The organism is Fusicatenibacter faecihominis, assembly GCF_020686945.1.
GTDB classification, from domain to species: Bacteria; Bacillota; Clostridia; order Lachnospirales; family Lachnospiraceae; genus Limivivens; species Limivivens faecihominis.
Window position 1 is genome coordinate 39145 of record NZ_JAJEPR010000013.1, and the last position, 23845, is coordinate 62989.

Sequence of the window (23845 nt, forward strand, 5' to 3'; positions counted from 1 at the left end):
TGAAATCAAGGCTTTTGGCGGTTTTTGCGAAAAAATTTTCTTGCATAAATTGGTGGCTATACTATAATAAGACCTGGATACCAGAATTGCGTGAGCTGCTTTGCAGCGGAGCAATTCGTAGGTATAATCTAACCCTACAGAAAGAAAAGGTGACAATTTTGAATTACACGGAAGCAGTTGAATATATATACAATATTCCCAAATTTACGACGAAAAACAAACCGGAGCACACGGTAGAATTTTTAAACCGTCTGGGCCATCCGGAGCGTTCGATGAAGATCATCCATGTGGCGGGGACCAACGGAAAAGGTTCCGTCTGTGCCTTCCTCTCCACGATGCTGACCGAGGCGGGAAAGCGGACAGCCCTCTTTACATCCCCCCATCTGGTGAAGATCAACGAGCGGTTCCAGATCAACAACGAGATGGTTTCCGATGAGGAATTTCTCTCCGCTTTTTTGAAGGTTCTCGATGTGGTAAAGGGCATGCAGGCGGACGGTCTTCCTCATCCGACCTACTTTGAACTGCTCTTCGGCGTGGCCATGATGCTCTTTGAGGAGCTGAAAGCCGAGTATGTGGTGCTGGAGACCGGCCTGGGCGGCCGCCTCGATGCCACCAACACCGTGGAGCATCCGCTGGCGACGGTCATCACGTCTATCAGCCTGGATCACACGGAGATCCTGGGCGATACCATCGAGAAGATTGCCTTTGAGAAGGCCGGCATCATCAAGCCCGGCGTGCCTGTGATCTATGACGGAAGTTCTCCCGAGGCCGAAAAAGTCATCCTCGCCCGAGCCAAAGAGTTGGGAAGCCCGGCTTATCCGGTCTATCCTTCCATGTGTGAAGTTTTCCTTAAGTCGGACAAAAGCATTGATTTTTACCTGAATTGTGGGTATTATGAACATACGGCTGTCGAGGTGCCCTATCTGGCAGACTACCAGATGATGAACAGTTCTCTGGCTCTTGTGGCGCTGGACACCATTGATAAAGACCATGAGATTTCTCTCAAAACCCGTCTTGCAGGCATCAGAAAGACCCGCTGGCAGGGACGCATGGAGACCGTTATGCCCGGCGTGGTGCTGGACGGCGCTCACAATGCAGCCGGTGTAAAAGAGTTTGTCCGGACGGTGAAGGAGATCGAGGGAAGCCGCCGGGTGGTGATGCTTTTCGCTGCCGTTGTGGAGAAAAACTTTGAAACCATGATCGAGACCATCTGCCATGAGACTAACCTTTCCGCGGTTGTGGCCACCGAGATCAAAGGCGACCGGAATGTGCCCGCCGAGGATCTGGCAGCCATTTTCCGAAAATACACGGACGCTCCGGTGACAGCAGTCTCTGGGATCAGCGATGCTTTCGAGGAGGCCTTAAAAGAGAAAGAGGACGGCATGCTTTTCTGCGTGGGATCCCTCTATCTGGTGGGCGAGCTGAAGGCGATTCTGGCAGAGCGGAAAAAGAAGGAGTCATAAATGATCAATTACGAAGAAGAATTAAAGAAATTTCATCCGAGCCTTGATGTGAACGAGGCCGAGGATGCCATCTACAACAGAGATTTCACGGATGTCACTGATATCTTGAAAGAACTGATCAACGATGAAAAGAAAAAGCGACAGAAATCATAAGGGGAATTTATGAGATGTATATACTGTGGAACTCCGCTGTCATCCATTGACTACTGTACGGGCTGTGGCGCTGATGTGACTCTCCAGAAGAGGATTGCGAGAATCTCAAACCTTCTTTATAATGAAGGACTTGAGAAAGCGCAGGTGCGGGACCTGTCAGGAGCCATTGCCTGTCTGAAACGGAGTCTGAAGTTCAACAAGGAAAACGTAGCAGCAAGGAACCTTCTGGGCCTTGTGTATTTTGAGACCGGTGAGGTGGTATCTGCCTTAAGCGAGTGGGTCATCAGCAAAAATCTGAATGTGCCCGATAATGTGGCAGATGTGTACATAGCCAAGCTGCAGGCAAATAAAAACAAACTGGATACGATCAACCAGACCATCCGGAAATATAACCAGGCGCTTCTCTATTGCCGTCAGGACAATGAGGACATGGCTATGATCCAGCTGAAAAAGGTTCTCGTCCAGAATCCGAAGTTCATCAAGGCCTATCACCTTCTGGCTCTTCTCTATCTGAAACGCCAGGAATATGAGAAGGCAAGAAAGCTTCTCAAGAAAGCGGCCTATATTGATAACACGAACACGACTACGCTTCGTTATCTGAAGGAAGTGGAGCTGGCAACGGGAATGTCCACGAGTCTGGAGACGAAGCACAAGAAGAAATACGCGAGAGAAGAGACCGTGAACCGGCTGACCGGAGCCACCACCTACATGAGCGGCAACGAGATGATCATTCAGCCGGCCACTTTCCGGGAGAGTTCGGCCGTGGCTACGTTCCTGAATATCTGCCTGGGACTGATCCTGGGCGGAGCGATTGTCTGGTTTCTCGCTGTTCCGGCCACCCGGCAGAGCGTCAACGCTTCTGCGAATAAACAGGTGACGGACGCCAACACGAAGATGGCCCAGCAGGTGGCGCAGGTTCAGGGCCTGGAGGACCAGATCGAGACCTACCAGAGCGAGGTGGAAGAGGCCAACAAGACCAGAGACGACGCTAACAAAAAAGTAGACTCCTATGACCAGCTTCTGAAAGCCACCCAGACCTATCTGAGCGGGGATCAGTCCTCGGCGGCTTCCCAGCTTACGGAGGTGGACGGCGATTCCATGACCGGCGAGGGAGAAAAACTCTACACCAGTCTGAATACCCTGCTTCAGGACTATGTGTTTAATGAAGCTTACAATAAGGCGGGCACCGCTTACATGGCGGGAGATTATGCCACAGCGATCACCGAGTACACCAAGGCGGTGGCGGCAAATCCGGATTCCTTCGATGCCATCAATTATCTGGCATGGTCCTACAAAAATTCCGGGGACGCGGTCAACGCAGATAAGACCTTTAAAGAAGCACTGCAGAAATTCCCGGCGAAGGCTTCCGAAATCCAGCCCTACATCACCAACGCCTCCTCAGGGACAACGACCCAGACGGCGGAGACGGATGCAGACGGAAATCCGATTGACCAGACCCAGGAAACAGATGCCAACGGGAATCCGATCGACCAGATAGCAGAGACAGACGCGGAGGGAAATCCGATCGATCAGACAGCAGAGACAGACGCGAACGGCAATCCCATCAGTCAGACCCAAGAGACGGATGCGAACGGCAACCCCGTCACCACGATCCAGTAAACAAAAAGAGAAACCTCGGAGCAGAGGACGTATGGAAAAATCCATGCGTCCTTTTTCTATGGAAAAAATGTCATTTTAAAAGGAAGGAGCCGAAAGAGAATGGAGAAAATTTTTGTGATTAAAGGAACAAATCTGACGATCCATATGCCAAAGGAGCTGGATCATCACAACGCGGAGGAGATCAAACGGGAGGCAGACCGCCTGCTTGGAACGAGAAATATCCGGAGCATCATTTTTGATTTCGAGAAGACCAGCTTTATGGACAGCTCCGGCATCGGCATGATTATGGGGCGTTACAAAAACATCCGCTTCGCCGGGGGAACGGTGCTGGCGGTACGGGTCAACGAGCGCATCCGCCGGATTCTGACTCTCTCCGGCGTCTACAAGTACATCGATATCTATGAGGATTTGCCGAAACATTCGGAAGTATTTTGAGGAGGAAAAAAGATGGAGTATGAAAACAGAATGAAACTGGAATTTGACAGCCGGTCTGCAAACGAGGGATTTGCCCGGGTGGCGGTGGCCGCTTTTTTGAGCCAGATGAATCCGACCCTTGAGGAGGTGGCGGACGTGAAGACTGCCCTTTCCGAGGCCGTGACCAACTGTGTGGTCCACGCCTACGAGGGAAAGGTGGAAAAAATCACCGTGGAGTGCATGATCCGCGGCCAGGAGCTGACGGTTCTTGTGGAGGACAAAGGCTGCGGCATTGCGGACGTCCGTCAGGCCATGGAGCCGCTTTTCACGACAAAGCCGGATTCCGAGCGCTGCGGCATGGGCTTTGCCTTTATGGAGGCTTTCATGGATTCCGTGGAGGTGGAGTCAAAGCCCGGCGAGGGCACGAAAGTGGAGATGAGAAAAAAGATCGGAAGAATTCTGAATAAATTTGAACAGTGAAAGGAAGCCTATGGAACGAACCCTGGCGTTAATCGCAAAAGCACACCAAGGGGATAAAGAGGCGAGAAATACACTGGTAGAGGAAAACATCGGCCTGGTCTACACCATTGTACGGCGATTCTTAGGCCGGGGTATCGAGATGGAGGATCTGGTGCAGATCGGGAGCATCGGTCTTATCAAGGCCATCGACAAGTTTGACCTGAGTTTTGAGGTCCGTTTTTCAACCTATGCAGTGCCGATGATAGCCGGAGAGATCAAAAGATTTCTCCGGGACGACGGCATGATCAAGGTGAGCCGGAGCCTGAAAGAAAATGCCCTGAAGGTCTTTACGGCCCGGGAACGGCTGGAAAAACGCCTCGGGAGGGAACCGGCCATGCAGGAGCTCTCGGAGGAGACCGGGCTTTCCGGCGAGGACATCGTCATGGCGATAGAATCAGCCACGGAGGTGGATTCCATCTACCGGACGATCTATCAGGGGGACGGAAATGCGATTTCCCTGGCGGACCGGCTGGAGGAGAAGGACAATCCTAATGAGCGGCTGTTGGATCATATGGTGCTGCAGGAGGTGATGGCGACCCTCGAGGAGAGGGAAAAACGCCTGATTGAGATGCGCTATTTTGAGGAGAAGACCCAGAATCAGGTGGCGGCGGCCCTCTCGATGACCCAGGTCCAGGTCTCCCGGATGGAAAAAAAGATACTGAAAAAAATGCGGGGAAGGTTTTTCTGATTCCCCGTATATTTTTTGCTCAGAACGGCACAATAATCTCCAAAAGGGAGGTGTTTTGCATGAGCGGGACCGTTTATCTGAAGCTTGAAAAAAATGTGCAGATCCACAGCCGCATCGTTTCCTTCAAAGACATTGCCCAGATTGTGGCCGATGACAGCGCCCTGGAAAATAAGATCAGGGTGCTGAAGCTTCCTCCGGACACGGTGCAGGGGCCGGGCCGCTATCCGGTCTCGGTGATGACGCTGATTGAGTTGATTCAGCAGGAATTTCCCGGAATCGAAGTCAACAACATCGGCGAGGCGGACTTTATCCTGACGCTTGAAAAAAAGAAACAGCCCGGGGGCCTGTATGCCTGGTGCAAGACCGCGCTGGTGGCGCTCATCGCTTTTTTCGGGGCGGCCTTTGCCATCATGACCTTCAATAACGATGTGGATATTCCGAAGCTCTTTGGCCAGCTCTACGAACAGTTCACCGGGCGGCCCTCCAATGGTTTTACGATTCTCGAAGTGACCTATTCCATCGGCATCGGCCTGGGTGTGCTGATCTTTTTCAATCATTTTATGGGGAAAAAGCTGACTGCGGACCCGACGCCCATGGAGGTGGAGATGCGGGCATATGAGGATCAGGTGGATACCACGGTTCTGGAGGCAAGCAGGAGAGCACCGAAGGGAGAAAAGAAGTGAAGGAACAGATTTTTCTGGGGGTCATTGGGTTTTCAGGCGGCCTGGTGATCGCAGGCGGCGTCATTGCCCTGATGGTGGGCCTGGGTGTCATCACCCGCTTTATCGGGATCAGCCATACGGCCAAACATGTGCGGATTTTTGAAGATGCGATTCTTCTGGGCTCGGTCTTCGGGACGTTGATGACGGTCTATCAGCCCACGATTCCGCTGGATGCGGCGGGGCTTGCGGTGCTGGGACTTTTCTCCGGGATTTTTGTGGGAGGCTGGATTCTGGCGCTGGCGGAGATCGTCAACATTTTCCCGATTTTGACCCGCCGCATCGGTCTCACCAAAGGCTTAAGCCTTGTGGTCATCGCGATCGCCCTGGGAAAAATGAGCGGAAGCCTGATACATTTTTACTTCAGATGGTAAGAAGGAGGTCTTAACGTGGACAAAAACGAACAGAAAAAGCAGCAGTACAACGATTATGTGGAACAGATCACGCCGAAGCATAACCTTCTCAAAAATATGCTCTGTGCCTTTCTGGTGGGGGGCCTGATCTGCGTCCTGGGACAGGTGATTTTAAATATCTGCGGAAATTTAGGGCTTGATAAAGACGCTTCGGGAAGCTGGTGTTCCCTGCTTCTCGTGCTTCTGAGCGTGGTCCTCACGGGCTTTAATATTTACCCGAAGATCGCCAAATTCGGCGGGGCCGGGACTCTGGTGCCGATCACGGGCTTTGCCAACTCCGTGGCGGCTCCGGCCATCGAGTACCAGAAGGAAGGCCAGGTTTTCGGTATCGGCTGCAAGATTTTTACGATTGCAGGGCCGGTGATTCTCTACGGCATCATCATGAGCTGGGCTCTGGGGCTGCTCTATTGGGCCTGGAGCTTCCTGAGAGCATAAGGAGGCAGAAAGATGGAAAAAACAGTGGGAAAACAGAGCATCCGCTTTGAGGAGGCAATACATCTCATCAGCGCCGCCAGCATCGCGGGGAAAAAAGAAGGGGAAGGCCCCTTGGGAAAACTGTTTGATAAGATCTCGGCGGATCCCTGCTTCGGGATGGAGACCTGGGAGAAGGCGGAGAGCGCCATGCAGCGGTCTGCCGTGGAGACTGCCCTTGAAAAGGCGGAAATGGAGTCGAAAGCGGTACGTTTCCTTTTTGGAGGGGATCTTCTGGGTCAGCTCATTGCCACCTCCTTCGGGGCGGAAGAGCTGGGGATTCCTTTTTTCGGCCTCTACGGGGCCTGCTCCACCTGCGGAGAGTCCCTGGCCCTGGCGGCTATGACTGTGGCGGCGGGCTTCGGCGATCCGGTGATGGCCGTCACCAGCAGCCATTTCGGCGGGGCAGAAAAGCAGTTCCGTTTTCCGCTGGAGTACGGAAACCAGCGGCCGCTGTCTGCCACCTGGACAGTGACCGGGGCGGGCGCTTTTCTTCTGAGCAAAAAAGGAGGCAGGGTGCGGATCCCCGAAGTGACGATCGGAAAGGTTGTGGATTACGGCGTCAAGGATTCTCTTAATATGGGGGCCTGCATGGCTCCGGCGGCTGCGGACACGATCGAGAGAAACTTAGAAGATCTCGGGCGGGAGCCGGAGGACTACGACCGGATCATCACCGGGGATCTCGGCTATGTGGGAAAACAGATTCTGCTGGACCTGTTGAAAGGAAGAGGCATCGATATCAAGGAGCAGCATATGGACTGCGGCATCGAGATTTTCGACAGGGAGAGCCAGGACACCCATTCCGGAGGAAGCGGCTGCGGCTGTTCCGCCGTGACCCTGGCGGCCTTGATTCTGCCAAAACTCACCTCCGGAGAGTGGAAACGGGTGCTTTTCGTGCCGACAGGCGCCCTTCTCTCCACCGTGAGCTACAACGAGGGCCAGAGCGTGCCGGGCATCGCCCATGGCGTGGTGCTGGAGCATTGTTAGGAGGAAAAAATATGGACTATCTGAATGCATTCTGGGTGGGCGGCCTGATCTGCGCGCTGGTGCAGATCCTTCTGGACCGGACGAAGCTGATGCCGGGCCGGGTCATGGTGATGCTGGTCTGTTCCGGGGCGGTCTTAGGCTTCCTGGGGATCTATGAGCCCTTTCGGGATTTCGCCGGAGCCGGGGCGGGAGTACCGCTTCTGGGCTTCGGAAACACGCTCTATCAGGGCATCCGAAAAGCCGTGGATGAGGATGGTTTCCTGGGGCTTTTCATGGGAGGCTTCACGGCCAGCGCCGTGGGAATTTCCGCCGCGCTGATCTTTTCCTATCTTGCAAGTCTCATTTTCCAGCCGAAAATGAAGGAGTGAGACAAAAAAGCCGCAGGACCGATCGTGATCCTGCGGTATTTTCAGCGGTTCTTTTCATATTTGTCCAGCTCCTTTAAGGCCTGTCCCGAGAGGGGATAAAGAGCGATGATATTGAAGATGGTCATAAGACCGATTCCCACATCTCCGAGATCCCAGACGAAGGTGTAGGCGGCGATGCCCCCGATAAAGAGCATGACCAGAGCCAGAATTTTATAAAGGGTCTGCCAGCACCATTTGTCCCCGAAAAGGTAGGCCACGTTGCTTCTCGCATAGAAAAGGATGCCGAGGAACGTGGAAAAGCTGAAGAGGAACAGGGTGACGGCGATGAAGATCACGCCGAATTTTCCCAGGTGGTAATCCATGGCGGTCTGGAGAAGCGTCATGCCGGAGAGGCCGGAGAGGAGATTTTCCGGGACCAGAAGCATGATCATGGCGGTGCAGCTGCAGATCACAATGGTGTCGATGAAGACACCGAAGGCCTGAACAAGACCGGCCTTTGCGGGTTGCTCACATTCTGCGGCGGCAGCGGCACAGGGGGCGGAGCCGGAGCCGGCTTCGTTGGAGAAAAGACCACGCTTGACTCCGTTCATCAGCACAGCGCCGAAACCGCCGGCCGCTGCCTGACGGAGCCCGAAGGCTTCCTCAAAGATCCGGGCAAAAACGCCGGGAATCTGCCGGTAATTGACGGCGATGATAAAAAGCGTGATGAAAAAGTAGCAGACAGCCATGATGGGAACAATGGTATCCAGTACCTTCACCGTGGCATTTTTCCGAAGGACGATGACAGCGGAAATGATGACCAGAAGAATGCTCGTGTAAAGGGGCGGGATCGAAAAGGCATTTGCGAAGGAAGAGGCCACGGAATTGCTGATGACCTGGCTGATGCCACACCAGCAGATCAGGCCGGAAACAGCGAAGAGCACGGAGATCAGTACATAACGCTTTTTCCGTCCAAGTCGTTCTTCGACCAGATGATGGATATAGTAGGCGGGCCCGCCGCGGTAGCCGCCGTAGAGAGGATCCTCTTCCTTATGGAGCTGAGCCAGGGTGGCTTCAATGAAGGCGGTGGAGGAACCGATGATGGCGGTAATCCACATCCAGAATACAGCTCCCGCGCCGCCGGCGGAAACTGCAGCCACGACACCCACCAGATTGCCCATGCCCACTCTTGTGGCGGTAGAGACTATAAGAGCCTGGAAGGAGGAAAGACTGTTTTTGCTGTTCTTTTTCTCCGTAAGAGCTTTCAGCATATCCGGAAAAAGCCGGATGGGAAGAAAATGGGTCCGGATGGTGAAAAAAATTCCCGTGGGAATCAGAAGCAGGATTAGAAGCGAGATACCGAGACTGCTGCCGCCGGGGAGCGGAATCCGGATGAGATCGCCCCAGAGAAATTGGTAGATGGTATTGATTAGCTGAATGATCATAAAGTATCCTCGTTTCTCAAAACTTTTCTTTATTATGCCATAAGAAGAGCGCAGTGTAAACCTCCGTTTTCCGTGAACAAAAAATGCAACTTTGTGTACAAAAAGCGCAAAAATTCTTTCACTCGTTGTTTTGGTCAGGTGCTTATGATAAGATTCATAGGTAGAAAACCTATTATGTGCGGGCCAGGGAATTTTCCCTGGCTTTTGGCCGGAACCGCACGGAAGGGAGAACATAAGGATGGCTACAGAAGGCAGAACCACTGTACAGCTTTCACTGAAAAATCTGTACCGCCTGCTTACAGTGAAGGATTACCCGGTCTATTCCACAGGGATCCTTCGGAGAAAAAATAAAAAGGGACTCACTCTGGTCCGCTTCTGGGATGAGTACCTTTCCTATGAGTGGAGAAATACCGTTCACGGACGGCTGATATGGAGAATCAGCGGCAGCAGAAACCGCTATCATTCGGAAATCTGCAATCGCCGGGCTGATTTCCCGCTGTATGAGGTCTACATCCAGGAGGTGCTGGACGGGCTGACGGCGGAGAGCTTTGGCAAACAGCTCCGGCTTTTTGAAAAATTTCTGACGGAACGGGAATACGATCATTCGGTCTTTATCATTAAACTAAAAGAATTTCTTCTGGAAGCGGAAAAAGAAGATCCCTGGCTTTCGAAAGACTGTGCGAAGCTTCTTCTCTCCTGGGTCAGCGACGTGGAGAAGAACCGGAAGAAGCTGCCGGAACGCTTTCAGGCGGGCTGGCTTCTGACGATGCTCTCGCTTCACGCGATGGCGGGAGACCAGATGGATACGGAAAAAATGAGGGAGCTTAGGAAACGGAAGGATCTGGCACCGGAGCTTCTCTGGAGAAAACTGGAACAGGAGCAGGAGAAACGCCAGCCCGTCTTTCTGACCTCGAGAAACAGCGAACTCTGTGTGGCACCCCTGGAGGGAGAACATTTCTTCGGCCGGGAGGAGGAGCTCTACGATCTCAAGGAGATGCTGGAAAACGGTGGAAAATTTCTGCTCACAGGCCTGGGCGGCATAGGAAAAACCGAGCTCTTAAGACAGCTTCTGATCTGGTGTGAGCGGGAAAGAAAAGCGAGAAAAATCGCCGTGGTCCAGTACACAGGCAGTCTTTCCGACAGCCTGAACCGGAGCTTTTTCGAACTTAATGCGGCGGATCAGGAGGTACGCTTTCATGAGTGTCTCTATCGCCTTTCCGGAAAGAAAACGGTTCTTTTTCTTGACAACGTGGATCGCACGGAGGAGGAAGATCCGGGGCTTCTGGAATTAAAGGAGCTCTCCTGTACGGTCTTTGTCTCCAGCCGTATCAAGAAGCTGGAAGGTTTCCGGAATTTCTCGGTGGGAACCCCGAGAAAGAGCGCTCTGGGGTTGATTTTCCGGGATAACTATGAGCGGACTTTAAATATGGAAGAACGGGAGAACTTGAATCAGCTGCTTGAAAAAAAGCTCTTTCAGCACCCGTTGACACTGCGGCTTCTGGGAAAAGCAGCCGGGGCAAGGCTCTGGACGCTGGAAGAACTGGAGCGGGAGCTTGAGACTGCCTGGGCGGAAACAGCCGGGGACGCGGGGCTTCGGGATATGTACCGGAGGCTCTATCAGCTGTCCGGGGCAACTGCCGCCGGAGAAAAGCTGGTGCGGATCTTCGCAATCCTGCCCTACCGGAAGATTACGAGAACTTTCACAAAAATGTTTTTCCAGGGCTTTTTGAAAAAAGGAGAGCTTCTGGCGGAGGAACTTGGAAAACTTACGGGCCTTGGGTGGCTTGAGGATACTGGGGACGGCTACCGCATGCATCCGGTGATCGCCGAGAGCATCCGGATGAAGGCACCTCTGGAGGAAGAGTTTCTTCCCTTCTGGGAACGGGCGGAAAAATGTTTCTTTGACGGGCAGCCGGGGGCTGCGGAGGATCCGGCGATGGAGGAGCTAGCCTGGATGATCTGGAACGCCGTATCCAGCATCAGCGGAGAAGTCAGCGACCGGCTGGTAGGCTTGGGCCTGAAAGCTCTCTTCTACATGAGGAGCCGTTACCGGGCCGGGGAGAAGCTTCAGAGTCTGATCGAGCGGTGTCCGGAGCTTTCGGATGAGCATCTCTTTATGGTGAGAAGCCTTCAGTTGGAATTTATGACGGAGTTCGGTGATTACGGAAAGCAGTTTGCTTTTTACATGGAAAAAGGCCTCCTCTCGGAGGAACAGCTTCTGAACGCCCTAACCAACTATGGGCAGCGTCTCCTTGCATCAGGAAAACTTACGGAGACAGAAACTCTCGTCTCGGAAGTTTTCCAGTGGACGGAGAGTCTGACCTTCAGGGTTTACGGAGAATTTCTGCTGGGCCAGTGCTGTTACTACCGGGCGAAATTTCCTGCGGCCATCGCTGTTTTTGAAAAGGCGATCTGGCTGATTCTCTGCCGCAAGTCGGCTTCCAGGGCGGAAGAGGAAAACATAAGAATCCAGAGAGCTGTGGATGAGGGCCTGGGCGAGTTTCTCGGAGATATTCTCTATATGAAAGGCATGACTCATCTCGGAATCGGGGAGCGGAAAGAGGCCGATCAGAGCCTGGCCGTTCTGGAAGAGGTGGTAAAGGCTCTGGGAAATCCGCCTACCCTGCTGCTCTGTCTGGAACAGCTTCGGGGACAGGCCGCGAGCTGCCGGGGAGAAGCGGAGGAAGCCCTTACTTTCATGGAACGCCACAAGAGAATGGTGGAAGAATTTGCCGGAAAGAACCATATCAACTATCTGGCGGCCTGCGGTGAGCTGGGAACCGCCTACAACCGGGTGGGCAACCGCAAAAAAGCTCTGGAAAACCAGCTTCTGATGCGGGAAGGCCTTCTCAAAACCGCTTACGATCAGGGAAATACGCTTTCCCTCGCGGACAACAACATCGGCGTGACCTGCATTGACGATGGAAGGCCGGAGGAAGCCGTTATATATCTTACGGAGGCCTATCAGCTGGCGGAGGAAAAGAACCTCGGCGAGATCGCCTGTGCGGAACCGGCCTGGAATCTGGCCCGGGCTTACCGGCTTCTGGGGGATGAGGAGAAGGAAAAAGAGTTCCTCACAAAAGCCCTCCAGGGCTTCCGGAACAACTACGCGCCGGAGCATCCGAAGAGGCTGGCTGCAGAAAAACGGGAGCAGGAACTGAACGAAAAGAGAGACTGAATGAGATGCGTCTGAGGGAAAAATTCCTTCAGGCGCATTTTTTTCTGGTAAAGGGGGCGGGAAGATGATAAAATAAAATCTGATTGCTGCCTGACCGGCAAAAACGGACAGGCAGGAGAAACACGAGATTGAAGGAAATTTTATGGAAGATAAAGAAAAACTGACACTGGGCATTCTTGCCCATGTGGATGCGGGAAAGACAACGCTGGCGGAGAGCATTCTCTATCTTAGGGGCAGCATCCGAAAAATCGGCCGGGTGGACCACGGCGATGCCTTTCTCGATAACTATGAGCTGGAGCGATCCAGAGGAATCACAATCTTCTCCAAACAGGCAAGGCTGACCTTGGGGAACCGGGAAGTGACCCTTCTCGATACCCCGGGCCATGTGGACTTTTCTGCGGAGATGGAGCGGACGCTTCAGGTACTGGATGCGGCGGTGCTGGTCATCAGTGGGGCCGACGGCGTTCAGGGCCATGTGGAGACCCTCTGGAAGCTTTTGAAATATTATCAGATTCCGGTCTTTCTCTTTGTGAACAAGATGGATCAGGAAGGGACGGACCGGGAAAAACTCCTCTCGGAGCTCAAGAAACGGCTGGATGGAAACTGTGTGGATTTCAATCAGGAAGAGACGGATTATGCGGCTTTCGCGGAAGAGGCGGCCATGAGCGATGAAAAGCTTCTGGAAGAATACCTGGAGAGCGGAAGCGTGGATCGTAAGCTTTTGAAAAAAGCCATCGCCGATCGTAAGCTTTTCCCCTGCTTTTTCGGCTCCGCCCTTAAAATTCAGGGGGTGGAGGAGCTCTTAAAGGGCCTTGAAACCTATGCGAGCACCAGTCCTTACCGGAAAAATTTTTCTGCCAGGGTTTATAAGATCAGCCGCGACGAGGCCGGAAACCGTTTGACGCATCTCAAAGTGACGGGCGGTGTCCTGAAGGTGAAAATGCCGCTGACCAACCGGCGGGAAGGCCTGGAGGAGAGCGAGATCTGGGAGGAAAAAGCGGACCAGATCCGGCTCTACTCCGGAGCAGGCTATCAGGCCGTAAACGAGGCCGGGCCGGGAAGCATCTGCGCCGTCACAGGCTTAAGCAGAACCTTTGCCGGGGAAGGTCTGGGCGAGGAGGCGGAAGGAAATCTTCCGATTCTGGAGCCGGTGCTGACCTACCGCATCGAACTTCCGGAGGGGACGAACGTTCATGAGACCTTTTTAAAGCTTCTCAAGCTGGAGGAGGAGATCCCTGAGCTTCACATTGTCTGGAATGAACGACTCGGCGAGATTCATGCCCAGGTTATGGGAGAGGTGCAGATCGAGATCCTGAAAAGTCTGATTCGGGACCGCTTCCGGCTGGATGTGGAGTTTGGCGACGGAAACATTGTCTACAAGGAGACGATTCTGGAACCTGTGGAGGGCGTAGGCCATTTCGAGCCTCTGCGCCATTACGCCGAGGTGCATCTTCTCCTGGAACCGGCGGAGCGGGGCAGCGGCCTGAGCTTCGATACGGTCTGCAGCGAGGATGTGCTGGACCGGAACTGGCAGCGGCTGATTCTCACCCATCTGGAAGAGAAAAAGCACCTGGGCGTACTCACAGGTTCCGAGATTACGGATATGAAGATCACGCTTCTGACCGGCCGGGCCCATATCAAGCACACCGAGGGCGGCGATTTCCGGCAGGCGACCTACCGGGCCGTACGCCAGGGCCTTCGGAAGGCAAAGAGCATCCTTCTGGAGCCGGTGTATGAGTACCGGCTGGAGGTACCGGCTGACCTGGTGGGCCGGGCCATGGCGGATATCCAGCGCATGAACGGCAAATTTTCCGGGCCGGAGCTGGAGGGAGAGATGGCAGTTCTCACCGGAACCGCGCCGGTTTCCGCGATGCGGGGCTACCCGAGGGAAGTGACAGCCTACAGCCGCGGCAGAGGCAGGATTTCCGTGGCTCTTTCCGGCTATGAGTCCTGCCACAACGGCGAGGAGATCGCGGCTCTTTCCGGCTACGACCCCGACGGAGATATGGAAAATCCCACCGGTTCCGTTTTCTGCGCCCACGGAGCCGGCTTCGTGGTGGACTGGGACCAGGTGGAGGATTATATGCACCTTGAGAGCGCCTGGGGAAACGGCGGAGAGAAAACGGAACCCGAGGGCCTGCCCGTGACGGAGAGCATCCGAAGACAGCGGGCGGCGGAGGCCGAAACCTATGCCTCCGAGGAAGAGTTGAAGGCGATTTTCGAGCGGACCTACGGGCCGGTGAAAAAGGAGAGAGGAAGCTTTGAAAAAAGAGTCCGCCGCTCTTCCTCCGATAGTGTCTCTGCCTACCGACCGATAAAGAAAGAGATGCCTCAGGAGCAGTATCTTCTGGTGGATGGCTACAACATCATTTTCTCCTGGGAGGATTTAAACGAGCTCTCCAGGGTGAACATGGAAGGGGCCAGAAGCAAGCTGGCGGATCTTCTCTGCAACTATCAGGGATACCGGAAATGCCATGTGATCCTGGTTTTTGACGCCTACAAGGTGGAAGGAAACCACGGGGAAGTCGTGAAATATCACAACATTCACATCGTTTATACGAAAGAGGCGGAGACCGCCGACCAGTACATTGAGAAGACAGTCCACGCCATCGGCCGGAAATACGGGGTGACGGTGGCGACCTCCGACGGTCTGGAGCAGGTTATCATCCTGGGACAGGGAGCAAGACGCCTCTCGGCCAGAGGTTTACGGGAAGAGATCGAGGCTGCCAGCACCGAGATCCGCGGCGACTACCTGAACCGGCAGGGGCCGACGAAAAATCTCCTGATTCATCAGCTTCCCGGGGAAATGGCGGAGCTTATGGAGGATGTGCGTCTGGGCCGGCGTACCATGGAGGACGGAAAGAAAAAGGGGAGTAAATAACTTAAGAAGGGACGAATAATGGACGATACACTGATTTACCGCAAGATAGAACTGGAAGAGCTGAACCTGGATCTCTTCCGGAAATTTGAGCGCCGGCAGAACGTGGCCCGGCAGCTTCAGAAACAGGGGGATGCCTGGGTGGAAAAGCCGGTCTCTCTGGTGGAGGAATGGTCAAGAGAAGACTATGAATTTCTGCTGACCTGCCTTCAGAATACGATTCAGGAGGGCGGCGTGGTCTTCGGAGCCTTTGAAGGAAACGCTGTAAAAGGCTTTGCCTCGATCTCCGGAAAGCCCTTCGGCTACGCCGGAACCTACCGAGATCTCACAAGCCTTCATGTCTCAAGAGAGCTTCGGGGCCGGGGAATCGGCACCCGCCTCTTCCATCTGGCCGCCGGCTGGGCTCTGGCCATGGGCGGACAGAAACTCTACATCGCCGCCAATCCGGCCATCGAAAGCCAGCTCTTTTACCGGGCTTTGGGCTGCACCGACGCCATGGAGCTCAACGAGGAGCATGTGAAAAACGGGCCGACGGACCGGCAGATGGAGTATGTGCTGTAAAAAAACTCCTTGACAGCCTCTTTCTCTTTGTGATATAAAGAATGCAATTCATTTCGGAGTAAAGAGGCTGTGATAAGAAAGAGTAGCAGGAAGGATGCCAGACAGAAAGCTGCCGGCTGATGAGAGGCGCGTGGATAGTTCCTGTGAATACGTCTTTGAGCTTCACACCAAAAGAGAGGTTCTCGAGTAGGCTGTGACGGAGATCCCACCGGAAAAAGCAAGGGCCTGATCCAGAGCAGAAATGAATTTTTGCGGTTGTTAAAACAGGGCGGCGTACAGCTGGACGGCGAGAAGATCGGCATGGAGGCCCTCGAACAGGAAGTGGCAGCGGGAAGCGTGCTTAAGATTGGAAAAAAGAAATTTTTAAGGTTTGTGAAAGCTTAACTAGAAAAAACTTGCAGAGTATGATAACATAAACCAGAATGTGTCCCGATTTGGGGCATAAATAAAAAAAGAAAATTTGGACAGACTGTTCCAATAGAAAAGCCTGTGGGCGGAAGATAAGAGAGGAGCAACAGAAGATGAAGATCGTACCGGCAAGCATAGAGATCATCAGCACAGAACCTTACGAGGAGATGTTAAAAAGAGTAGAGAGGGCAGGCCGTGTCTGCTACAAGAGCGAGGGCAGCATCGAGGATGGTTCCGCAGAGCGTTTTATCCGAAACATCCTGAAAAGAGGCCACGAATCCGTGATCGAGCATGCGGGAATCACCGTGAAAGTGACCTGTGACCGGGGCGTGACTCACGAGATCGTCCGCCATCGTCTGGCCAGCTACAGCCAGGAGAGCACCCGTTACTGCAACTATTCCAAGGATAAATTTGAAAATCAGATTTCCTGCATCGACATTGCCAACGGCTTCTCCTATGACCTGAACAAAGAGGAAGACCGCCAGAAATACCTTCTCTGGCAGGAGGCCATGGAATCCGCAGAAAAATATTACTTCAAAATGCTGGAGCTTGGAGCCCGGGCCGAAGAAGCCAGAAGCATCCTCCCGAACTCCCTGAAGACCGAAATCGTCATGACCATGGACCTTCGTGAGTGGAGACACTTCATCTGTCTCCGCGGTTCCAAAGCCGCCCACCCCCAGATCCGCGAGATCACCCGCATGATCCTCAAAGAATTTCAGGAGAGATATCCGCTGTTCTTTGAAGATCTGACAGCGGAATAAAACATACGGGAGGAACTTATGGAGACACATCACAACAAACGAAGTACCTTTTCAGGAAAGCTGGGATTTGTGTTGTCGGCAGCGGGGGCTTCCGTTGGCCTTGGTAACATCTGGCGCTTTCCTTATCTGGCGGCAAAGTACGGCGGAGGAATCTTTCTCCTGATCTATATCATTCTGGCCCTGACCTTTGGCTATACGATGATCATGGCGGAGACTACGCTGGGCCGCATGACGCGAAAAAGTCCTGTGGGAGCCTATGCTTCCTTTGGAAAATCAAAATGGCTGTCTTTCGGCGGCTGGATCAATGCTATTATTCCGGTGCTGATCGTTCCTTATTATTCCGTTATCGGCGGCTGGGTCATCAAATATCTTTTCAGTTATGTCATCGGCCAGGGGTCGGAGCTTGCAGCGGACGGATATTTTTCAGCCTTTATCTCTGACGGAGTTTCAACAGAGATTTGCTTTGTGATCTTTGCGCTGCTGACGGTGGGAATCATTTATGCAGGCGTCCGGAACGGTGTGGAGCGTGTATCTAAATTCATGATGCCGATTCTGGTGGTACTTTCCGTGATTATTGCTGTTTATTCCGTGACGAGACCGGGAGCTCTGGAAGGCGTAAAATATTTCCTGATCCCAAATGTGGAAAACTTTTCCTGGATGACGGTAGTGACAGCCATGGGCCAGATGTTCTATTCTCTGTCCATCGCTATGGGAATCCTGATAACGTTTGGATCTTATATGAAAAAAGATATTTCCATCGAAGGTTCTACCAGGAACGTGGAGATCTTTGATACGGCCATTGCCATTATGGCGGGGCTTATGATCATTCCGGCAGTTTTCGCTTTTTCCGGTGGGGATGCGGAAAGCCTGCAGGCGGGACCGGCGCTGATGTTTATTACGATTCCGAAAGTCTTTGCCAGCATGGGATTTGGTAACTTTGTAGGAATCCTGTTTTTCCTGCTGGTTCTCTGTGCGGCGCTCACAAGCTCCATTGCCCTGACAGAGAGTGCAGTTTCCACCTTCCAGGACGAGCTTGGCTGGAGCCGAAAAAAAGCCGCCCTCATCGTAGGCGTGATCATGATAGCTTTGGGAACTCTTTCTTGTCTGGGCTACGGCCCGCTGGCTGGAGTGCAGATCCTGAAGATGCAGTTTCTGGATTTCTTTGATTTCCTGACCAATTCCGTGATGATGCCCATCGCCGCCATTGCTACCTGCCTTCTGATCTCAAAAGTAGTGGGTACGAAAAAGATCGAGGAAGAAGTGCTTCTTGAAAACGGTACCTTCCGCAGAAAAAGAATCTTCAATTTTATGATCCGCTACCTTTGCCCCATTTTTGCAGCGATCATTCTGATCAGCTCTGTGGCGAATGCGTTTGGATGGATTTCCATGTAAAAAAAGACTCCCATAAAGACCATACAAAAAGCTGGTTTTTATGGGAGTTTTTTGTGTCAGAGAATTATTTCAGTTTAAATTTCAGGTACACCGGATCATGGTCCGAGTAAGAATAGCCGGAATTGATGTTTTCGTAGGAGAGGCATTCCAGGTTATCGGAGATGATGAAGCCGTCCAGGGTGACGGTGTAGGTCACGCCGGGAACGTATTCCATATCTGCGTTTCGGGCGCTGTCCCAGAGGGCATCTTTTTCTTCCTCGGAGAGAAGGTCCAGGCAGAAAGTGAAGTGTTCCGGAAGGTCTTCCCGGGGGAAGGGATAAGCCCAGGATTCGTGCCCTGTGGAATCATCCTCGGAGGCTTTGAGGTCATGGTTGAAGTCACCGCCGCAGAGGACGTAATTTCCAGCCCCGTATTCTGCCTCCATGTCGTTGCAGAGCATGCTGATCTGGCCTTCCCGGATGGCGTCGCTGTTTCCGTAGGCGGACATATGAAGTTCAAAAATTACCAGTTCTTTGCCGTTTTCCACCGGGATCCGGGAGATGCTGTAGCAGCGGTCCAGGTCGAAAAATTTGGTAAAAGAAGTGGAGACCGGGAAGCTTCTCCGCAGGGCGGAAGTGACCGGATATCTGGAAAACAATGCCAGACCCGATCGGCTGCGGCCATGAGGCTGCGTAAACGGATAAAAAAGGAAAGCCGAGTCATAATTTTGGGCAAAGACCGAATCGTATTCCGGGAAGCTTTCTTTCAAAAGTTCATACTCATTTACATGATAACTCCGGGTCGAATTGAGGTCCACCTCCTGGATCAGAGCAAAATCCGGATCATAAGAAGCCGCCAGTTTCCCGGCACCACTCACCGTCTCCAGCACGCTTTCCTTACTTTTTGCCCAGGAAGATTTACCTCCATCCATAAAGAAACTGAAGTCCGGCGTATAGGCTCCAAACCCGATATTATAAGTCAGCGCCGAATACTCCGTCCCTGTTTTTAATGTTACATCCACATTCCCCTCTGCCGATTTTTCCACCTCCAGTTCCAGATTATCCTCAATCCGATGATAACTCACAAAAAGATACCCAATATAAACAACCAAAACCAGAACCAAAATCCCTACAGCCCCTAAAAAAATCCGCAATATTGTCCATCCAATTCCGCGTTTTTTGTATTCTTTCTTTTTCTTATGCATTCAATCACTCCTATTTTTTGTAGAAAATTTGTTACCGGACGCACGGCACTCTGGAGGCGTTCAGACCTTCGGTTGCGGCAGGGCGAAATACCAGGAATTTCTGCCCCGCCTCCAGAGTGCCGTGCTGTCTTTCGCCTGCCGGAAAAAGTAGCTCGCTTTACGTTTTCTCAGTAAAATGATCCCTGATACCTCATATTATCGCCATGTCCCAGTCTGACGTAAGCCCCATATTTTCTAAGCGGGCCCGGTTGGGGGAGTTTGAGGGGGCGGGCGGGCTCGCGACTCGGAGCGCGCCCCCTCAATATAATTTTCTAACCGCGATACCGGTTAAAGCATGCGAAGATCTCCTGCTTCCGCGGCATCGCCAAGCCACACCTTACGCAATCCCCACCGACTACGGCCTCCAGCCCGCCGTTGGAAATCTCTTTTTCCAACATTTCCACGATTTCCGAAATCCTTTTACTTCCATTTATATGCTCCATCGTGTACCTGAGCATGGCAGCCAGTGCTGCCGTCTGCTCCACATCCACAATCTGCTCCACATACCGCAGATCCAGCGCCTCTTTTCCAACCTGAAAGCCATCTTTCCCTCTCACCCGGGTTTTAATCCTATCATTTTCCCCTGCTTTTTTAAAGAACAGCTCCCTTTTAAATTCCGGCATCACGAAATCCGGCACATCCGTCTTTTTCAACGGATATTCTTCCAGCATGGCCTTCACCTTCTCTGTGATATTCATCGGCCGGTACGCATCCATCTGAATTACCGTATCCGCGATATGAAAGAACGCCCCGGAGCTTCCGGCCACGAGCACCGTGGAAATTCCACATTTCTCATAGAGATTCCTTGCCCGTTCCAGAAACGGAGTGATTGGCTCTTTTTCCCGGTGAATCACACTCTGCATAAAGCTGTCCCGCACCATGAAATTGGTAGCAGAGGTATCCTCATCCAGAAGAAAAACCTGACTTCCCGCCTCCATACTCTCCACAATTCCCGCAGCCTGGGAAGTACTTCCGCTGGCATCCGGGGTGGAGAAGCGGTGGGTGTCTTTTTTATTTGGAAGATCATTGATGAAAAGAGAGATATCGACTTCCCGGATCAGCCGTCCGTCCTCGGAGCGGAGTTTCACAGCAGTGGGATCGGTGATCACATATTCGCGGCCGTCCCCGGCGATATGGTTATAAACACCGCGCTCCAGCGCTGAGAGCAGCGTCGATTTTCCATGATAACCGCCACCCACAATAAGTGTGATTCCCTTTCGGATTCCCAGGCCGGTGATTTTTCCATGATGGGGAAGCGTAAGCTCCACGCGGAGACTTTCCGGGGAAATGAAGGGAACGCTGCCTTTCATCGGCTTCTGGGAAATGCCGCTCTCCCGGGGGAGAATGGAGCCGTCGGCGACGAAGGCGATAAGACCCAGCCTGGGGAGCTCTTTGCGGATAAAATTCTGATCCTCGGAAAGCTCGATCACCTGCCGGACTTCTTCTGCCTTCAGATTCCGGTAGAAGAAGGACTGGGTCACAGCTTTGGGAAGAAAATCAAAAAATATCTTTTCCAGCTCCGATGCATTGATGGTCCGGCCGTTGGCGGGAAAGCCTACCTCAAAGCGGGCGATGAATTCTTTTTCCGTGATGGAGAGGGATGTCCGCTTTAAAATTTCCTGGCTGCAGCTGCTGGTGGAGAGAAGGCCGCTCTTTCCGGAGCCTTTTGCCCGGAAATTAAAGCGGGAGATGGCGGCCGAAAACTGCCGCGTGAGAAAATCCGCGAGGGCCGTCCGCTGAAAATCTTCCTTTAAATAAGTATCAGGGAAGCCGGCCCGCTCCCGCCAGATCCGGACACTGATGCTGGAGGGGGAAGCGAACGGGTCACCCTGCACATGGTCGATGGAAAGCCGATAGGTCCGGAAATCGTAAATTCCTTTCAGTCCCTTGTAGGCCGGATAACTTTTTCTATGGATGGAATGAAGGAGCTCCCGGAGCTCTTCTGACTGTTTCATAATGTACCTCCTAAAGTGAATGATACCTGCAAATTGCTACGCTTCAAAGCAACTCACACAATGTTATCTCCAGTATAGTCAACTTTCCTTTATTCGGCAAGCAGAGATATTCAGATATTTTTAAGGATATTCTTACTATCTCTTTATTGTCAATACACCAACCAGGTGGTAAAATAAACAATCGGACGGGCGGCGGCAGCCGTCTGAATGTGTGTGAAAGGAGAGAAACGTCATGTATCATGAGAAACTGACTCAAAAAGACGTGGAGCGTCTTCAGGAAGAGATCGATCACCGGAAGCTTGTGGTGAGAAAGGAAGCCATCGAGGCTGTGAAGGAAGCGAGAGCCCAGGGTGATTTAAGTGAGAACTTTGAATATTACGCAGCGAAAAGGGACAAGAATAAGAACGAGAGCCGGATCCGCTATCTGGAGAGAATGATCAAGAATGCGGAGATCATCACGGACAATTCCAGGGATGACGAGGTGGGCTTAAATAACACGGTCCAGCTTTATATGGAAGAGGACGATGAGACTGAGACCTACAAGCTCGTGACCTCCATCCGCGGCAATTCCCTTTCTGGCAGGATCAGTACGGAATCCCCCTTAGGAAAAGCAATCCTGGGCCATAAGGTAGGCGACCGGGTGGCGGTGAAGGTCAGCGATGACTACACCTATTATGTGGTGATTCGTTCCATTGAAAATACGGAGGATGACGGTTCCGACGCGATCCGTGGATTCTGATTCTAGGAGAAAAACAGTGAAAAAGAGAAAATTGAAAAGTACAAAAAAGGTGGCGGTCTTCCTGCTTTTGATGGCAGTCTGGATGGCGTCCTCCTTTGTCTGGCTGCAAAGCTATTTTGCGGACCTGACCATGGACAAACTGATCTTCCAGATGCGGGTGCCCATGACAGGAACCAATTCCGATATCATCTGGAACTATCTGCTTTACGCGGTGCCGCCCTGTCTCGTTATGGGCCTTCTGCTCTGGCTCCTTCTGAGAAAGCCGGAGCGGATCTTTAAATTCCGCATTTTTACGTTGCTTCGTAAAGGGCTTCTGCCGCTTTCGATTCTTTGTGTGCTGGTCTCAGCCGGCTATGGAATCTGGCGGTTTGACATTCCGGACTATCTCTACGCCCAGACCCATGCGTCAAAGCTCTATGAGAACCATTATGTGGATCCCAACACTGTGGAGCTGACTTTTCCGGAGAAAAAGAGAAACCTCATCTATATTTTCCTGGAATCCTTCGAGCAGACCTTTGCGTCGGCGGAATACGGCGGTTTTCAGGAGGAAAATCTGATTCCGAACCTGACGAAACTCCAGCGGGAAAAAGGAAGCACTTATTTCTCTGAACCCGGCGGGTACGGCATGACGGAGATGGCCAACTGCAGCTGGACCATGGCTTCCATGGTGGCCCAGACCAGCGGCATTCCGCTTTCCATTCCGCTGGCCCACAACGACTACGACATGTACGATACCTTCCTTCCCGGCGTCACGACTCTGGGACAGATTCTGGAAAAGGAAGGCTATCAGCAGGAGCTTCTTATCGGTTCCGAGGCGGCTTTTGCGGGAACCGACCACTATTTTGAACAGCATGGAAACTATGCGATCCGGGATTACGACTACGCCATCGAGAATGGCTGGATTCCGGAAGATTACTATGAATGGTGGGGCTTCGAGGATGAAAAACTCTTCGCCTTTGCAAAAGAAGAGCTGAACCGTCTCTATGAAACAGGAGAACCGTTCAACCTGACGATGGCTACAATGGACACCCATTGCGTGGAGGGCTACACCTGTGAGCTCTGCGAAGATGAGTACGAAAATCCCTATTACAATGTAATTTCCTGCTCCGACCGGCAGCTCTCAGCCTTTGTGGACTGGATCAAGGAACAGCCCTTTGCGGAAAATACAACGGTTGTGCTCTGCGGTGATCATCTGACCATGGATGCGGCCTATTCAGATTCCGTGGATGAAGATTTCCACCGGACAGATTTTAATGTGATTATAAATGCGGCGGCCGAGGCGGAAAATCCCCATGACCGGGTTTTCTGCGCCCTGGATCTGTTTCCGACGACGCTGGTGGCCCTGGGCGTGGAGATCCCCGGTAACCGGCTGGGTCTGGGGGCCAATCTTTTTTCCGATGAGCCCACCCTCTGCGAGTCCATGGGAACGGAAGAATTGGCAGACCAGATCAAGCAGACCAACAACTACTACAACAAACATTTCCTTTATGGAAAAAACAAAGCCTGAAATTC

General features: G+C 52.6%; 22 protein-coding genes. 19 read left to right on the top strand and 3 right to left on the bottom strand.

The features are described from left to right. Positions 1-149 precede the first annotated feature (149 nt). From LKD71_RS09245 to spoVAE, 11 genes are all read left to right on the top strand, one after another. A complete protein-coding gene (locus LKD71_RS09245) occupies positions 150-1463 on the top strand; it encodes a bifunctional folylpolyglutamate synthase/dihydrofolate synthase (protein ID WP_334302586.1) in 1314 nt (437 codons plus the stop codon). Further along, the gene (locus tag LKD71_RS09250) at positions 1464-1616 is read left to right on the top strand and encodes a hypothetical protein (protein ID WP_178046747.1); all 153 of its coding nucleotides are present in this window, start codon (positions 1464-1466) and stop codon (positions 1614-1616) included. A 9-nt stretch (positions 1617-1625) separates the two neighbouring features. Further along, on the top strand, positions 1626-3236 hold the full coding sequence (locus LKD71_RS09255; RefSeq protein WP_227615185.1) for a tetratricopeptide repeat protein: 1611 nt from the start codon (positions 1626-1628) through the stop codon (positions 3234-3236). Positions 3237-3335: 99 nt separating this feature from the next. Then, the gene (locus LKD71_RS09260) at positions 3336-3671 is read left to right on the top strand and encodes an STAS domain-containing protein (protein ID WP_227615186.1); all 336 of its coding nucleotides are present in this window, start codon (positions 3336-3338) and stop codon (positions 3669-3671) included. Positions 3672-3683: 12 nt separating this feature from the next. Further along, positions 3684-4130: an anti-sigma F factor gene (gene spoIIAB / locus LKD71_RS09265; protein ID WP_178045445.1), complete on the top strand. Its 447-nt coding sequence runs from the start codon at positions 3684-3686 to the stop codon at positions 4128-4130. Positions 4131-4140: 10 nt separating this feature from the next. Continuing rightward, positions 4141-4857, top strand: coding sequence for a SigF/SigG family RNA polymerase sporulation sigma factor (locus tag LKD71_RS09270; protein WP_227615187.1), 717 nt, complete (start codon positions 4141-4143; stop codon positions 4855-4857). Positions 4858-4916: 59 nt separating this feature from the next. Further along, a complete protein-coding gene (locus LKD71_RS09275) occupies positions 4917-5540 on the top strand; it encodes a stage V sporulation protein AA (RefSeq protein ID WP_227615188.1) in 624 nt (207 codons plus the stop codon). Continuing rightward, a complete protein-coding gene (locus tag LKD71_RS09280; protein ID WP_227615189.1) occupies positions 5537-5950 on the top strand; it encodes a stage V sporulation protein AB in 414 nt (137 codons plus the stop codon). The genes LKD71_RS09275 and LKD71_RS09280 overlap by 4 nt, the downstream gene beginning before the upstream one ends. Before the next feature lie 15 nt (positions 5951-5965). Further along, positions 5966-6424 carry a SpoVA/SpoVAEb family sporulation membrane protein gene (locus tag LKD71_RS09285; RefSeq protein WP_227615190.1) on the top strand — a complete coding sequence of 153 codons (459 nt, stop codon included), beginning with the start codon at positions 5966-5968 and terminating at the stop codon, positions 6422-6424. Positions 6425-6436: 12 nt separating this feature from the next. Then, complete coding sequence (gene spoVAD / locus LKD71_RS09290) at positions 6437-7447, top strand: stage V sporulation protein AD (RefSeq protein ID WP_227615191.1); 1011 nt, start codon at positions 6437-6439, stop codon at positions 7445-7447. Positions 7448-7458: 11 nt separating this feature from the next. After that, positions 7459-7815, top strand: a complete 357-nt coding sequence (gene spoVAE, locus LKD71_RS09295; protein ID WP_178045451.1) for a stage V sporulation protein AE — start codon at positions 7459-7461, stop codon at positions 7813-7815. 41 nt (positions 7816-7856) lie between these two features. On the opposite strand, the gene LKD71_RS09300 is transcribed toward spoVAE, so the two are convergent. After that, complete coding sequence (locus LKD71_RS09300) at positions 7857-9239, bottom strand: alanine/glycine:cation symporter family protein (RefSeq protein ID WP_227615192.1); 1383 nt, start codon at positions 9237-9239, stop codon at positions 7857-7859. Between the two features lie 238 nt (positions 9240-9477). Between LKD71_RS09300 and LKD71_RS09305 the strand changes: the two genes are divergently transcribed. From LKD71_RS09305 to LKD71_RS09325, 6 genes are all read left to right on the top strand, one after another. Then, positions 9478-12417, top strand: a complete 2940-nt coding sequence (locus LKD71_RS09305; protein ID WP_227615193.1) for a tetratricopeptide repeat protein — start codon at positions 9478-9480, stop codon at positions 12415-12417. Between the two features lie 142 nt (positions 12418-12559). Then, entirely contained in the window at positions 12560-15298 is a 2739-nt protein-coding gene (locus LKD71_RS09310; protein WP_227615194.1) for a translation factor GTPase family protein, read from the top strand. An 18-nt stretch (positions 15299-15316) separates the two neighbouring features. Continuing rightward, a complete protein-coding gene (locus LKD71_RS09315) occupies positions 15317-15856 on the top strand; it encodes a GNAT family N-acetyltransferase (RefSeq protein ID WP_227615195.1) in 540 nt (179 codons plus the stop codon). Between the two features lie 249 nt (positions 15857-16105). Continuing rightward, positions 16106-16240 (top strand): hypothetical protein, encoded by a 135-nt coding sequence (locus LKD71_RS18145; RefSeq protein WP_255632971.1) that lies wholly within the window; start codon positions 16106-16108, stop codon positions 16238-16240. 137 nt (positions 16241-16377) lie between these two features. Continuing rightward, a complete protein-coding gene (thyX, locus tag LKD71_RS09320; protein WP_227615196.1) occupies positions 16378-17025 on the top strand; it encodes an FAD-dependent thymidylate synthase in 648 nt (215 codons plus the stop codon). 18 nt (positions 17026-17043) lie between these two features. Beyond that, complete coding sequence (locus LKD71_RS09325) at positions 17044-18417, top strand: sodium-dependent transporter (protein WP_178046933.1); 1374 nt, start codon at positions 17044-17046, stop codon at positions 18415-18417. Positions 18418-18481: 64 nt separating this feature from the next. Here the strand turns inward: LKD71_RS09325 and LKD71_RS09330 are convergent, their stop codons facing one another. Continuing rightward, on the bottom strand, positions 18482-19600 hold the full coding sequence (locus tag LKD71_RS09330) for an endonuclease/exonuclease/phosphatase family protein (RefSeq protein WP_227615197.1): 1119 nt from the start codon (positions 19598-19600) through the stop codon (positions 18482-18484). Between the two features lie 311 nt (positions 19601-19911). After that, positions 19912-21594 (bottom strand): ABC-ATPase domain-containing protein, encoded by a 1683-nt coding sequence (locus LKD71_RS09335; protein WP_227615198.1) that lies wholly within the window; start codon positions 21592-21594, stop codon positions 19912-19914. A 232-nt stretch (positions 21595-21826) separates the two neighbouring features. Between LKD71_RS09335 and greA the strand changes: the two genes are divergently transcribed. Both greA and LKD71_RS09345 read left to right on the top strand, forming a co-directional pair. Continuing rightward, on the top strand, positions 21827-22333 hold the full coding sequence (gene greA / locus LKD71_RS09340) for a transcription elongation factor GreA (RefSeq protein WP_178046936.1): 507 nt from the start codon (positions 21827-21829) through the stop codon (positions 22331-22333). Positions 22334-22349: 16 nt separating this feature from the next. Further along, positions 22350-23840 (top strand): LTA synthase family protein, encoded by a 1491-nt coding sequence (locus LKD71_RS09345; RefSeq protein WP_227615199.1) that lies wholly within the window; start codon positions 22350-22352, stop codon positions 23838-23840. The last annotated feature ends 5 nt before the right edge of the window (positions 23841-23845 follow it).